At 72.8% G+C, this 12628-nt stretch carries 14 protein-coding genes and 1 tRNA gene; 12 read left to right on the forward strand and 3 right to left on the reverse strand.

Features of this window, described 5'->3' with window-relative positions:
• Nucleotides 1-16: 16 nt before the first annotated feature.
• Nucleotides 17-2149 (reverse strand): penicillin acylase family protein, encoded by a 2133-nt coding sequence (locus CP969_RS19235; RefSeq protein WP_016825552.1) that lies wholly within the window; start codon nucleotides 2147-2149, stop codon nucleotides 17-19.
• A gap of 348 nt (nucleotides 2150-2497) precedes the next feature.
• Between CP969_RS19235 and CP969_RS19240 the strand changes: the two genes are divergently transcribed.
• Both CP969_RS19240 and CP969_RS19245 read left to right on the forward strand, forming a co-directional pair.
• Nucleotides 2498-2794, forward strand: a complete 297-nt coding sequence (locus tag CP969_RS19240) for a type II toxin-antitoxin system VapB family antitoxin (protein WP_004986236.1) — start codon at nucleotides 2498-2500, stop codon at nucleotides 2792-2794.
• Nucleotides 2795-2938: 144 nt separating this feature from the next.
• The gene (locus CP969_RS19245) at nucleotides 2939-3550 is read left to right on the forward strand and encodes a LytR C-terminal domain-containing protein (RefSeq protein WP_004986235.1); all 612 of its coding nucleotides are present in this window, start codon (nucleotides 2939-2941) and stop codon (nucleotides 3548-3550) included.
• Nucleotides 3551-3585: 35 nt separating this feature from the next.
• Here CP969_RS19245 and upp read toward each other — a convergent pair whose 3' ends face one another.
• The gene (upp, locus tag CP969_RS19250; protein ID WP_004986233.1) at nucleotides 3586-4221 is read right to left on the reverse strand and encodes a uracil phosphoribosyltransferase; all 636 of its coding nucleotides are present in this window, start codon (nucleotides 4219-4221) and stop codon (nucleotides 3586-3588) included.
• 136 nt (nucleotides 4222-4357) lie between these two features.
• On the opposite strand from upp, the gene CP969_RS19255 reads away from it, so the two are divergent.
• The 8 genes from CP969_RS19255 (at nucleotide 4358) to CP969_RS19285 (ending at nucleotide 8928) form a co-directional block, all read left to right on the forward strand.
• The gene (locus CP969_RS19255) at nucleotides 4358-4561 is read left to right on the forward strand and encodes a hypothetical protein (protein ID WP_016825551.1); all 204 of its coding nucleotides are present in this window, start codon (nucleotides 4358-4360) and stop codon (nucleotides 4559-4561) included.
• A 375-nt stretch (nucleotides 4562-4936) separates the two neighbouring features.
• Complete coding sequence (locus CP969_RS19260) at nucleotides 4937-5473, forward strand: tRNA adenosine deaminase-associated protein (protein ID WP_016825550.1); 537 nt, start codon at nucleotides 4937-4939, stop codon at nucleotides 5471-5473.
• 56 nt (nucleotides 5474-5529) lie between these two features.
• Nucleotides 5530-5961 (forward strand): tRNA adenosine(34) deaminase TadA, encoded by a 432-nt coding sequence (gene tadA / locus CP969_RS19265; RefSeq protein WP_016825549.1) that lies wholly within the window; start codon nucleotides 5530-5532, stop codon nucleotides 5959-5961.
• A 56-nt stretch (nucleotides 5962-6017) separates the two neighbouring features.
• A tRNA-Ser gene (locus CP969_RS19270) sits at nucleotides 6018-6102 on the forward strand.
• 102 nt (nucleotides 6103-6204) lie between these two features.
• Nucleotides 6205-6381, forward strand: a complete 177-nt coding sequence (locus tag CP969_RS33275; RefSeq protein ID WP_004986220.1) for a hypothetical protein — start codon at nucleotides 6205-6207, stop codon at nucleotides 6379-6381.
• Entirely contained in the window at nucleotides 6381-6674 is a 294-nt protein-coding gene (locus tag CP969_RS19275) for a Dabb family protein (RefSeq protein WP_004986216.1), read from the forward strand. Before CP969_RS33275 ends, CP969_RS19275 begins: the two co-directional genes overlap by 1 nt.
• Nucleotides 6675-6808: 134 nt before the next feature.
• A complete protein-coding gene (locus CP969_RS19280; RefSeq protein ID WP_078495384.1) occupies nucleotides 6809-7780 on the forward strand; it encodes an RNA polymerase sigma factor SigF in 972 nt (323 codons plus the stop codon).
• Nucleotides 7781-8025: 245 nt separating this feature from the next.
• Nucleotides 8026-8928, forward strand: coding sequence for an RNA polymerase sigma factor SigF (locus CP969_RS19285; protein ID WP_004986212.1), 903 nt, complete (start codon nucleotides 8026-8028; stop codon nucleotides 8926-8928).
• Between the two features lie 111 nt (nucleotides 8929-9039).
• Here CP969_RS19285 and CP969_RS19290 read toward each other — a convergent pair whose 3' ends face one another.
• Nucleotides 9040-9234: a hypothetical protein gene (locus tag CP969_RS19290; protein WP_016825547.1), complete on the reverse strand. Its 195-nt coding sequence runs from the start codon at nucleotides 9232-9234 to the stop codon at nucleotides 9040-9042.
• Nucleotides 9235-9541: 307 nt separating this feature from the next.
• On the opposite strand from CP969_RS19290, the gene CP969_RS19295 reads away from it, so the two are divergent.
• Nucleotides 9542-10054: a MarR family winged helix-turn-helix transcriptional regulator gene (locus CP969_RS19295; RefSeq protein WP_004986205.1), complete on the forward strand. Its 513-nt coding sequence runs from the start codon at nucleotides 9542-9544 to the stop codon at nucleotides 10052-10054.
• 13 nt (nucleotides 10055-10067) lie between these two features.
• Nucleotides 10068-12602 carry an MFS transporter gene (locus CP969_RS19300; protein WP_150474948.1) on the forward strand — a complete coding sequence of 845 codons (2535 nt, stop codon included), beginning with the start codon at nucleotides 10068-10070 and terminating at the stop codon, nucleotides 12600-12602.
• Nucleotides 12603-12628: the final 26 nt, after the last annotated feature.

Raw genomic sequence — 12628 nt, forward strand, 5'->3', positions numbered from 1 at the left:
GTTCCTCAGTCGTTCCTCAGTCGTTCGCAGGTCGTGCGCCGGTCTCCCGGTGCAGCCGGTCCCAGTCGGTGACGACCGGGACCAGGTCCCCCGCGCGCCACAGGGGCTGCTGGTCGCGGTGGTGGGGCGAGCCGGGGACGCCCGAGGCGCCGAACGGCACCACCCAGCGGCTGTCCTCGCGCCGGGCCAGGTCCCAGACGTACCGGGCGGCCGGGCCGCGCGCGGCGAGGTCGGTCAGGCCGGGCACGGGCGAGGTGCACAGCACGCAGTCGTGGTCGCCGGACAGGCCGGGCTCCTCGTACGGCGTCGTCGGGGGCAGGGCCCGCCAGGGCGCCAGGCGGTGGGTGTCGCCCCAGGTGCCGGCGGGCGGCCGGGCGGCCACCTCCTCCAGGGCCGCGCGGACGGCCGCCGGACGGTCGACGCCGAACAGCTCGTCGGCGGTGAGGAGGTGTTCGAGGGCGTACCCGATCCGCGGGACCAGCGCGAGCCAGGGCCGGAAGACCTCCGGGTACGCGGGCGGCACGGCCGTCGCGGCGAACGCGGGGTGCGCCGCGAGGTGCCGTACGACCGCGCCGCGCACGGCCGCGAAGGCGGCCGCGTCGGCGCTGTCCGCGTCCATGCGGCGGTCCCAGCGCAGCAGGCGGTCGCGCAGGGCGGCGGCCGGTCCGCTCAGGTCCGTGCCGTCCAGCGCGGCGAGGCGGTCCAGCAGGGCGGCGGCGGAGGCGAGGTGGGTGTCCGTGTGGATCGCGGGCATGTCGGCGGCCGACCAGCGCTCCCGGCCCGCCAGCAGCGCGGCGATGCGGTCGGCGCGGTGCGGCGGGGCGAACTCGACGCCGAGCGGGGCCGCGGGGCCGCGCTGGTTCGCCATCACGGCGACCCCGTCGGACAGCCCGGCGCGCGGCGGCTCGTGCCAGCCCCGCCACTCGTGGCCGGGCTCCCAGGCCGGCACCAGGCGGACCCGGTTGGCCTCGGAGCGCACCGGGACCCGGCCGGCCACCCGGTGCAGCGTGCCGCCCTCGGTGTCGGCGGCCAGGAGCACGTTGACCGGCTCGGCCCACCGGTCGGCGGCCCGGTCCACGTCGGCGACCCGGCGGGCCCGCAGCAGCGGCAGCAGGGCGCCGAAGCCGAGGTCGCCGGTGACCCGGGGCGGATGGCGCAGGGCGACGGCGAGCGGAGGCCCGCCGGGTGCGGGCACGCCGTCGTCGAGGCCCTCGGGGCCGCCGATGACGACCGGGCCGCGGTCGGTCTCGATCACCTCGACCTCGACCGGCTCCCCGCCGGCCACCTCGACGGTCTCGGTGTGCCGGGCGGCCGGGTGCCACGCCCCGTCCGGACCGAGCGCCTCCACTGCCTGCCCCGGGCTTCCGGCTCCTCCCCCGTCGGTGCGCCGCAGCCGCTCGCGGTAGAGGTCCTGGTAGTCGGCCATGGCGTTGGTGATGGCCCAGGCGACCGTGCCGGTGTGGCCGAAGTGGGCGATGCCGGGCACGCCGGGCACGGCGAGGCCGACCACGTCGAACTCCGGGCAGGCCAGGCGGATCTGCTGGTAGACGCCGGGGTCCTCGATGAAGCGGTGCGGATCCCCGGCGATGACCGCCTGCCCGGTGACCGTGCGCTCCCCGGCGACCAGCCAGCCGTTGCTGCCCGAGGTGCCGGGGCCGTCGGTGGCGAACAGGCCGACGGCGTCGGCGCCGAGGTGGGCGGCGAGGTGCTCGCGCCACAGCTTGGCGGGGAAGCCGGCGAAGAGGATGTGGGTGGCGAGCCAGATCCCGAGGGGGGTCCAGGGCTCCCAGCGGCCGGGGGCGAGGCCCGTGCGGGCGAACTCGGGGGCGGTGGCGGCGCCCAGCCCCTCGTTCACGCCCGCGGTGTAGGCCCGGACCCAGTCGGCCGTCTCCGGGTCCGTCCGCTCCAGTTCGGCCCAGCAGCGGCGGGCCGTGTCGGCCAGGCGGGCGCGGCGGACGAAGCGGTCCCAGGGCAGGGCCTCGGGGCCGAGGAAGGACGCCGAGGTGCCCTGCGCGCGGTGCCGTTCGACCTCCAGCTGCCAGGCGCGGTCGAGGGCGGTGACCCGGCCCTGGGCGTGCGCGAGTTCGTCCGCGCTGTCTGCGCGCAGATGGGGGATGCCCCAGGGGTCCCGAAAGATCTCGCCGGCCACTGTGCCCCCATTCCTTTAGGTTAGGCTCCCCTAACCAAACAATCGTGGCGGAATCGTACGCGAAGGACGCGGACGCGAGGGGGCGGGGGCGGGACCGGGAGGACGCGGCCCTCGGACCGCCGCGCGCGAAGGACTTCGGGTCCACCGTGACGGGGCCGAGGACGCCACCGCCGCGTACCGGCGGGTGCGCGCGCCGGGGCACCGGCGCGCGAGCCGAGCGGCGGCGCGGCCCGCGTCCGCCCGCCCGGGAGCCGATTTCCGGTCCCTCCCGGTTCCGGGTGGTTTTTTCGGCGTCGTACTCCGTCGCCATGGCTGCGCCCGGAACGTCTCGACCGGTAGGCTTTCCGTGTGATCTTCAAGCGCATCGGAAACGGCCGGCCGTACCCCGACCACGGCCGGGAGAGCACCCGGCAGTGGGCGGACGTCGCGCCGCGCCCGGTCCGCCTCGATCAGCTCGTGACGACCAAGCAGCAGCTCGACCTCGAGACCCTCCTCGCCGAGGACTCGACCTTCTACGGCGACCTCTTCGCGCACGTCGTGAAGTGGCAGGGCGACCTGTACCTGGAGGACGGACTGCACCGCGCGGTCCGGGCGGCGCTCCAGCAGCGGCAGGTGCTGCACGCCCGCGTCCTCGAGGTGGACTGACGCCGCTCCGGCACCCCGCCGGCACCCCGCCTCGGCCGGTTTGCCCCTTTCGGGTCAGACTGCACACAGTCGGATGATCACCCGGTAGGCATTGCTGCCCGGGCGCACTACGCTGCGCCCATGAGCATGCTCACTCCTCCCGGCATGGGCGGCCAGTACCGGATCACGGGTGACAAGTACCCGCGGATGCGCCGACCCCGGCGACACGGCAGGCTCGTCGTCCTGGCCGTCGCCTCGGTCGCCGTGCTCGGTGGGGCCGGCTGGGGCACGCTGCAGCTCATCGACGTGTTCACCGGTGGCGGCGACTCCGCCCCCACCGGCAAGGCCAAGGCGGCCTGCGCCGTCAGGGCGACCCCCGCGGCCGCCCCGAGGGCCCTCCCCGAGCCCGGCACGATCACGGTCAACGTCCTCAACGCCACGACCCGCAGCGGTCTCGCCCAGAAGACCGCCGACGAGCTGGAGAAGCGCGGCTTCAAGATCGGCGAGGTCGCCAACGCGCCCGAGGAGTACGACAAGAAGGTCGAGGGCACCGGAGTCCTGCTCGGGCCCGCCTCCGCCCTCGACACCTCGCTGCCGGTGCTCGGCGCCCAGCTCGCCGGCGCCGAACAGCGCACCGACGCCGCCCGCGAGGGGGACGCGATCGACCTCGTCATCGGCGACGATTTCCGGAGCCTGACGCGGAAGGCGGACGCCGACCGGGCGCTGGCCGCACTGACCGAGCCCGAACCGGCGCCCACCACGAAGAAGAATTGCTGAACGGCGGCGGGTGACGGCCCCGCCGCCGGACCGGTCTATTCGGCCGCGCCGTACATCCGGTCCCCGGCGTCGCCCAGGCCCGGCACGATGTAGCCCTGCTCGTCGAGGCGCTCGTCGACCGACGCCGTCACGACCGTCACCGGGGTGCCGGCCAGATCGCGCTCCATGACCTCGACGCCCTCCGGCGCGGCCAGCAGCACCACGGCGGTCACGTCGTCCGCGCCGCGCTCGATCAGCTCCCGGATCGCCGCGACCAGCGTGCCGCCGGTGGCGAGCATCGGGTCCAGGACGTACACCTGACGGCCGGAGAGGTCCTCCGGCATCCGGGTGGTGTACGTGGAGGCCTGCAGCGTCTCCTCGTTGCGGATCATGCCGAGGAAGCCCACCTCGGCGGTCGGCAGCAGCCGGACCATGCCGTCCAGCATGCCGAGGCCGGCCCGCAGGATCGGCACCACCAGCGGACGCGGGTGGGACAGCTTCACTCCCGTGGTGCGCGCCACCGGCGTCTGGATGTCGACCTGCTCGGTGCGCACGTCACGCGTGGCCTCGTAGGCGAGCAGGGTGACCAGCTCGTCGGCCAGACGGCGGAAGGTCGCGGAGTCGGTGCGCTGGTCGCGCAGCGTGGTGAGCTTGTGGGCGACCAGGGGGTGGTCGACGACGTGGAGACGCATGTCCCCAACAGTAACCGGGCCCAAGAGGCCCATTGTCCCCGCGCACGGCAAGCCGCGGGGCCTGCCGTCACTCGTTCGCTGGCGTCAAACCGCCCGTCCGGGGAAGGTGGGAGGGACGGACTGGGGTGGTGAACCGATGCCTGAGCAGGAGTACCGAGACGACCCGTCGCCGCGTGGAACGCCCGGCCCGGCCGAGACGGAGGCCGAGCGACGACGGCGGCGCGCCCGGTTCCTGCGCGAGCTCGCCGAGGCCCGGGCCCTGCGCGACCGGGTCCAGCCGCGCCGCGCCAAGGCGGCCCGGCTGCGCCACGCGATGCGCATGCGGACCTTCCGCTGGTAGGCGGCCCCCCGGGTGAACGCCGTACCGGCGGTCCGCACCGGGCCGACCCGTCGGCGGTGCGGACCGCGTGGACGGCGCGTGTGCGGGAAGATCGTGGCACACCCGCGTGTTTCCCGAAGTGGCCGCGCGGGGACCGCGGGTAAAGCCGCGTACGATCCGCACGTGGCGGCGACGAGAGCGCCGGTGGTTCCTTCACGGGCGCCCTCGGCGACCCGATGATCGAAACTGCCGGACACAGGGAGCCGAAGACGTCCCCTGACGGCCTTGTTTCTGCCACGATTCCGAGTGGGTGGGGCTCTCAGGAGCACTTCCCGCCCGCAGCCTCCGCCGGGGGGACCCCCAACCGGCACGCCTATGACCAGTGGGAGAGTCACGGTGTACTTCGCCGCACTGCTCGCGCGCACCGAAGACGGGTGGGAAGCGAGCGACACGGAACTCGACGATGTGGAAACCCTGTCGGATCTGGCCGACCTGGCCCGGGAAGCCTCTCCCGACGAGGACACGGTGCTCGTGCTGATCGAGCAGGAGAACAGCTGGTTCGGCGTCGTCCGCGTGGACGGCGAGGAGGATCCCCGGATCTACGTCTCCGACGCCGCCGCGGCCTCCCGCAGCAGCTACGGCGAGATCCTGCTCACCGACGAGCTGCTGGGCCGTGAGCCCGGGAACGACGGCACCGACCTGGACGCCCTGGACCTCGACGGCACCGAGGACGGTGAACCCGACGACGGGGACGCCGACGAGGGCGTGGTCACCGGCTCCGGCGACGCCGTGCCGCACGGACCGGTCGGTGACCCGCAGGTCCTGGAGGACCTGGGCGTGAGCGAGAAGGAGTTGCGTGCGATGACCGAGGACGCCCTCGGCGAGATCGCCGAGGCCCTGGGCGCCTCCGAGGTCCTGGAGACCGTCCGCTGACCGTGCAGACCACACCGGGGCCGCCGGACCCGGTACGCGACCCCTGGCGGCCCGCGATGCGACTCGCCCTGGACGAGGCCGAACGGGCCGTCCGGGGCGGGGACGTCCCCGTCGGGGCCGTCGTCCTGGCCCCGGACGGCACCACCGTGCTGGCCCGCGGCCACAACGAACGCGAGGCCGCCGGCGACCCCACGGCGCACGCCGAGGTGCTCGCCGTCCGGCGGGCCGCCGCGGAGCTCGGGCAGTGGCGGCTGGCGGGCTGCACCCTGGTGGTGACGCTGGAGCCGTGCACGATGTGCGCGGGCGCGATCCAGCAGGCGCGGGTGGACCGGGTCGTCTACGGCGCACGCGACGAGAAGGCGGGCGCGGCCGGCTCCCTCTGGGACCTCCTGCGCGACCGGCGGCTCAACCACCGGCCCGAGGTGGTCGAGGGCGTGCTCGCCGAGGAGTGCGCCCGGCTGCTCACGGAGTTCTTCCGCGAGCGGTGAACACCGATTGAACACCGATTTCGGAGCACGACCCACCTTGCTGTAAGGTCTCCCTCGGTAGCGTGTCCGAGCGGCCGAAGGAGCTCGCCTCGAAAGCGAGTGTGGCGCAAGTCACCGAGGGTTCAAATCCCTCCGCTACCGCTCCTGAAGAGCCCCGTCGCCAGACGGGGCTCTTCGTGCGATCATGGGCCCGCTCGATGCGCGTGCGACACCGGTGCACGTCAGTGACAGGGGAGGGCCGCGGTGGCGGTGAACGCGAAGAAGATCGCCGTCTTTGTTCTCGTGGTCTTCGTGCTGTACGTGATCATCACGGATCCGGCCGGGGCGGCCGACTACGTCCAGATAGGGTTCGAGGGCATCTCGGACGCCGCGAAGGCCATCGGCGACTTCATGACCTGGCTCGCCGACGGAGGAAAGTGATGATCCGCCATCTGGTGCTCTTCCGGCTGAACGAGGGCGTCGAGCGGGACGACCCGAGGGTCGTGAAGGGCGTGGAGGCCTTCCGGTCGCTCGAGGGCAGGATCCCGGAGATCCTCTCCTGGGAGTGCGCCTGGAACGTCAGCGACCGCCCCATCGCCTACGACTTCGTCATCAACTCGGCGTTCGAGGACGCCCGGGCCCTGCACCGGTACGTGGAGCACCCGGAGCACCGGGCGGGCGTGGCCCTGTGGCGCGAGTTCGCCACGTGGGTGATCGCCGACTACGAATTCTGACGCTCCGCCTTCCGGAGCCCTCCGCCGTGACGGCGGAGGGCTCTCCTGCGTTCTGTGTCCATGATCGGGCTCAACACGGAATATGCGGTGCTTGCACACATTGAGCCTGTCTTGTGATGCTATGACCGCTTTTGATGGATGAGTCGACGGACGAGTTGACGAGCGAGTTGACCGATGAAGAGGTGGCGTTGACCGTGTCGGCCAGTACTGCGCCGCCCCAGAACCAGGCGTCCGCCCAGGCCCCGACTCCGGCTTCACCCCCGGCTCGGTCACCGGATCCGGCACCGGACCCGGCTCCGGACCCGGCCACCGACCAGCACCCGGCCCCGGACCCGGCCAAGCGCCGCGGCGCCGACACCCGGGCCCTGACCCAGGTGCTCTTCGGCCAGCTCAAGGAGCTGGAGCCGGGCACACCGGAGCACACCCGCGTGCGCGCGGCGCTCATCGAGGCCAACCTCCCCCTGGTGCGGTACGCCGCCGCCCGCTTCCGCTCCCGCAACGAGCCGATGGAGGACGTCGTCCAGGTCGGCACCATCGGGCTCATCAACGCCATCGACCGCTTCGACCCGGACCGGGGCGTGCAGTTCCCGACGTTCGCGATGCCGACGGTGGTCGGCGAGATCAAGCGGTACTTCCGCGACAACGTCCGCACCGTCCACGTACCGCGCCGGCTGCACGAACTGTGGGTGCAGGTCAACGGCGCGACCGAGGACCTGACGACCGCCTTCGGGCGCTCCCCGTCGACCGCGGAGATCGCCGAGCGGCTGCGCATCACCGAGGAGGACGTGCTGTCCTGCATCGAGGCCGGCCGCTCGTACCACGCCACCTCGCTGGAGGCCGCGCAGGAGGGCGACGGCATGCCGGGGCTGCTGGACCGGCTCGGCTACGAGGACCCCGCCCTGGACGGCGTCGAGCACCGCGACCTCGTCCGGCACCTGCTCGTCCAGCTGCCCGAGAGGGAGCAGCGCATCCTGCTGCTGCGGTACTACAGCAACCTCACGCAGTCGCAGATCAGTGCGGAGCTCGGCGTCTCGCAGATGCACGTGTCCCGGCTACTGGCACGTAGCTTCCAACGGTTGCGGTCCGCAAACAGGATCGACGCGTAACCTGTTCGAGCGAATCGCTCATCAGTGCTGTTCTGCGCGTTTCTGAGCCGAAAGGCCGTCAGACCCTCTGTTTACAGGGCCGATTCGCCTCTCGGATGTCGACATGTCACTACAGCGCGTTGCCGACATGTGACATTCTGCGGGAAGCGCGTTTGCCGGAGCCCCGGCGCCGGTATTCAGGTGAAGGCTGCGTTCCTCAGACGGGAGCGCCGGCCGCGACCGTCCCGCGACCCAAAGGGGGTGGCATGTCCGCAGAACAGGGCAGCTCGAAGGTGCTCACGCTCGCGGAGAGCGACACGGCTCCCCATGCTCTCGACGCACTCGGCCCCATCGACGAGGGCCCGGCCCTCCCGGCCGCGCCCGCTCCGGACCTCCCGGACACGGCGGCCCTCGACACCCGCACCCTGTCCCGTTCCCTGTTCCTGCGGCTCGCCGTACTCGACGAGGACAGCCCGGAGCGCGTCTACGTCCGGGACACCCTGATCGAGCTCAACCTCCCGCTGGTGCGGTACGCCGCGGCCCGCTTCCGCTCCCGCAACGAGCCGATGGAGGACATCGTCCAGGTCGGCACCATCGGGCTGATCAAGGCGATCGACCGCTTCGACTGCGAACGGGGCGTGGAGTTCCCGACGTTCGCGATGCCGACGGTGGTCGGTGAGATCAAGCGGTTCTTCCGCGACACGTCGTGGTCGGTGCGGGTGCCGCGCCGCCTGCAGGAGCTGCGCCTGGCGCTGACGAAGACCAGCGACGAGCTCTCCCAGAAGCTGGACCGCTCCCCCACGGTCACCGAACTCGCCACCGCGCTGGGCGTGTCGGAGGAGGACGTGGTCGACGGCCTCGCGGTCGGCAACGCCTACACCGCCTCCTCATTGGACTCCCCGGCACCCGAGGACGACGGCGGCGAGGGCTCGCTCGCGGACCGGCTCGGCTACGAGGACACGGCGCTGGAGGGCGTGGAGTACCGGGAGTCGCTCAAGCCCCTGCTGGCCAAGCTGCCGCCCCGGGAGCGGCGGATCATCATGCTGCGCTTCTTCGCCAACATGACCCAGTCGCAGATCGGCGAGGAGGTCGGCATCTCCCAGATGCACGTCTCCCGGCTGCTGACCCGGACCCTGGCCCAGCTGCGGGAGGGCCTCATCTCGGACTGAGGCACCGAAGGGCCGGACACGGCACCGGGCCGCCGGGGCGCCTCCTCGCGTGGGCGCAACGGCGGCCGTCGTGTGTCCGGTCGTTCCGGGCGGGGGCCGCCCCGGCGCGGGTTACTTCAGCGCGAGCCAGGCCACCGCCGCGACGATCGCCACGGCGACGACGACGCCGACGATCAGACCGATCCGCGGCCCGCCGCTCGAGGCGGCGGCCTGCCGGCCCTGCGGGGCCTCGTCGACGAACGCGCGGAACATCTGGGTGCTGCCGGCGGGGTCGTGGTGGCCCTGCGGGCCCTGGGTGTTAGCCATGCCCCGAGACCCTAGCGAATGCCCGGTGGAGGGCCCAAGTGGGGTCAGGGGGAGGGGTTGTCGGCCGGACGGGCCGGGTGCGGCCCCGGGACGCGGACGAGGCAGGGCCCACGGCGACCGGCGGGCGCGGCCTCGCCCGTGCGGGCCCCGCCGCCGGGGGCCGTCACCCCCGTCGCGCGGCTCACCTGCAGGTTTACTCTTGTGATTACTTGCCTTTGCCAAGTTTTTGAGCCGCATCACCTCTTTTTCATTGCCTGTGGCAACCATCGACTTCTATGGTTGCCCTAAGCAACAAATGGGAGGTGTCATGGCCGAGCGAGCGCAGTACGAGGAGCTGGTCCGGCAGTTCAGTGCCTTCGGCGCGGTGAAGCGGGAGATGGGCCGGATCATGCCGGCCGACTGCCACAGCGGCTCCGCCGCCGTCCTGACGCTCCTCGGCCGCCACGGCGACATGCGCCTGAGCAGGCTCGCCGAGCTGCTCTCCGTGGACCTGTCGGTCACCAGCCGCCACGTCGCCCACCTGGCCGAGCGCGGCTGGATCGCACGCTCCCCCGACCCCGCCGACAAGCGCTCCCGCATCCTGCGCCTCACCCCCGCCGGCCAGACCCAGCTCGACGAGCTGTTCCGGCGGACCACGCAGCTGCTCGCCGAGCGCCTGGGCGACTGGTCGGACGAGGAGGTCGGCCGGCTCACCCAGCTCATGGCCCGGCTCAGGGACAGCTTCGGCGAGGGCCGGTCCACGGCCCGCCCGGCCCCGCCGCCGCCCCACCCGGCGCCTCCCGCACTCGAACGGACCACCCGTACACCCGCAAGCACGTAAGAGAAGGAAGCCCATGGCAACGACCACACCAGCCGGTGTGCGGGCTCATGCCAAGCACGGGGGAGGCTCCTCCGAAGGTCATGCTCCGATGACGCACCGACAGATCATGGAGGCTCTGTCGGGCCTGCTGCTCGGCATGTTCGCCGCGATCCTGTCCTCCACCATCGTCACCAACGCCCTGCCCGAGATCGTCTCCGACCTCGGCGGCGGCCAGAGCGCCTACACCTGGGTCGTCACCGCCTCGCTGCTGGCGATGACCGCGTCCACCCCCCTGTGGGGCAAGCTCGCCGACCTGGTCAGCAAGAAGGCGCTGGTCCAGATAGCCCTGGTGGTCTTCGTCATCGGGTCCGTGGTGGCCGGCATGGCGCACAACCCGGGCACGCTGATCACGGCCCGGGTCATCCAGGGCCTGGGCGCCGGCGGTCTGTCCGCCCTGGCGCAGATCATCATGGCCGCGATGATCTCCCCGCGCGAGCGCGGGCGCTACTCCGGCTACCTGGGCGCGACGTTCGCCGTCGCGACCGTCGGCGGGCCGCTGCTCGGCGGTGTCATCACCGACACCAGCTGGCTCGGCTGGCGCTGGTGCCTCTACGTCGGCGTGCCGTTCGCGGTGATCGCCCTGCTGGTGCTGCAGAAGACGCTGAACCTGCCGGTGGTCAAGCGCAGGGTCAAGGTCGACTGGGCCGGCGCCTTCTTCGTCACCGCGGCCGTCTGCCTGCTGCTCGTCTGGGTGACCTTCGCCGACGACAAGTACGCCTGGCTCTCCTGGCAGACGTACACGATGGTCGGCGGGTCGATCGCCCTCGCGCTGATCTTCGTCCTCGTCGAGTCCAGGGCCGCCGAGCCGATCATCCCGCTGCGCCTGTTCCGCAACCGCACCATCACCCTGGCGTCGCTCGCCTCGCTGTTCGTCGGCATCGCGATGTTCGCGGGCACCGTCTACTTCAGCCAGTACTTCCAGCTGGCCCGGGGCAAGTCCCCGACCATGTCGGGCGTCATGACGATCCCGATGATCGGCGGCCTGTTCCTGTCGTCCACGGCGTCCGGTCTGATCATCACCAAGACCGGCAAGTGGAAGAGCTGGCTGCTGGTCGGCGGTGTGCTGCTGACGGCGGGCCTGGGCCTGATGGGCACCATGCGCTACGACACCCCGTACTGGCACATCGCGCTCTTCATGGCGCTGATGGGTCTCGGCGTCGGCATGATGATGCAGAACCTGGTGCTCTGCACGCAGAACCAGGTGGCCCCGAGCGACCTGGGCGCGGCCTCCTCGGTCGTGACCTTCTTCCGGTCCCTCGGCGGCGCGGTGGGCGTCTCGGTGCTCGGCTCCGTGATGTCCTCCCGGATCAGCCACTACGCCGCGGACACCATCGGCACGCTCGGCCCGCAGGACCGGGCGGTGGCCGGTCAGACCTCCGGCGGCGCGATCCCCGACATGGACCTGCTGCCCCCGGCCGTCCGCACCTGGCTGGAGAGCGCCTACGGGCACGGCATCGCCGACATCTTCCTGTACGTCGCGCCGATCGCCTTCCTCGGCTTCCTGGTGACCCTGTTCATCAAGGAGGTCCCGCTGCGCACCGCCGGCGGGCTGGCCCAGGCGGCCGAGGCACCGGCTCCGGCCGGAGCCGGTGCCTCGGCCCGGGCCGCCGCCGGGACCACCGCTCCGGTCGCCGCGACGGCCGCCGCCCCCGCCGCCGTCGCGGACACCGGGGCGGCGGACCCGGGCACGGCCGCCCGGCCGCTGTCCGCCGTCGCCACCGTCGCACCCCCGCAGGAGTCCACCGGGGGCGGCATCCCGGTGCGCGGTGTGGTGCGGGGCACCGAGAGCGCGCCCGTGCCGCAGGCCGCCGTCACGCTGATCTCGCTGGCCGGGCGCCAGTTGAGCCGGTCGGTGGCGCAGGCCGACGGTTCCTACGCGGTGGACGCGCCCGGGGCCGGGTCGTACGTCCTGATCGCCTCCGCCGACGGCCACCAGCCGCAGGCGTCCACGATCGTGGTGAACGGCGAGCCCGTCTCCTACGACATCCTGCTCGGCGGGACCGGCGGGCTGACCGGTCTGGTCCGGTCCGCCGACAGCGGGCTGCCGGTGCCGGGCGCGATGGTCATCGTCACCGATGTGCGCGGGGACCTGCTGGCCACCGGGAACACCGACGAGCAGGGCGGCTTCTCCTTCGCCGAGCTGGTGCCGGGAACGGTGACCGTCGCGGTGAACGCCCTCGGCCACCGGCCGCGCGCGCTCCCCGTCGAGGTGGGCGGCGCCGGGGTGACCCGGCTCGAGATCGAGCTGGAGACCGGCGCCCGGGTGCAGGGCGTGGTCCGCGCCCCGCACGGGCCGCTGGCCGACGCCCGGGTGACCCTGGTCGACGCGGCGGGCAACGTGGTCGGCACGGCCACGACCGGCGCGGACGGGGCGTACGCCTTCGCCGACCTGGACGGCGGCGAGTACACCGTCATCGCCACGGGCTACCCGCCGGTGGCCACCACGCTGACGGTCGCCGGCGGCGGAGTCGACGGCCACGACATCGTGCTCGCCCACCCGGGCGAGTGACCGGACCCCGGCCCGTGGCGGGCGAG

The organism is Streptomyces viridosporus T7A, assembly GCF_008704515.1.
Taxonomy (GTDB): Bacteria; Actinomycetota; Actinomycetes; order Streptomycetales; family Streptomycetaceae; genus Streptomyces; species Streptomyces viridosporus.

What these genes read in the sequence shown, in the direction of transcription:
- CP969_RS19245 (WP_004986235.1), top strand. Translation starts at nt 2,939, where the DNA reads ATGGGCGGCCAGTACCGGATCACGGGTGACAAGTACCCGCGGATGCGC.
- upp (WP_004986233.1), bottom strand. Translation starts at nt 4,221, where the DNA reads ATGCGTCTCCACGTCGTCGACCACCCCCTGGTCGCCCACAAGCTCACC.
- CP969_RS19255 (WP_016825551.1), top strand. Translation starts at nt 4,358, where the DNA reads ATGCCTGAGCAGGAGTACCGAGACGACCCGTCGCCGCGTGGAACGCCC.
- tadA (WP_016825549.1), top strand. Translation starts at nt 5,530, where the DNA reads ATGCGACTCGCCCTGGACGAGGCCGAACGGGCCGTCCGGGGCGGGGAC.
- CP969_RS19275 (WP_004986216.1), top strand. Translation starts at nt 6,381, where the DNA reads ATGATCCGCCATCTGGTGCTCTTCCGGCTGAACGAGGGCGTCGAGCGG.
- CP969_RS19280 (WP_078495384.1), top strand. Translation starts at nt 6,809, where the DNA reads ATGGATGAGTCGACGGACGAGTTGACGAGCGAGTTGACCGATGAAGAG.
- CP969_RS19285 (WP_004986212.1), top strand. Translation starts at nt 8,026, where the DNA reads ATGTCCGCAGAACAGGGCAGCTCGAAGGTGCTCACGCTCGCGGAGAGC.
- CP969_RS19290 (WP_016825547.1), bottom strand. Translation starts at nt 9,234, where the DNA reads ATGGCTAACACCCAGGGCCCGCAGGGCCACCACGACCCCGCCGGCAGC.
- CP969_RS19295 (WP_004986205.1), top strand. Translation starts at nt 9,542, where the DNA reads ATGGCCGAGCGAGCGCAGTACGAGGAGCTGGTCCGGCAGTTCAGTGCC.
- CP969_RS19300 (WP_150474948.1), top strand. Translation starts at nt 10,068, where the DNA reads ATGGCAACGACCACACCAGCCGGTGTGCGGGCTCATGCCAAGCACGGG.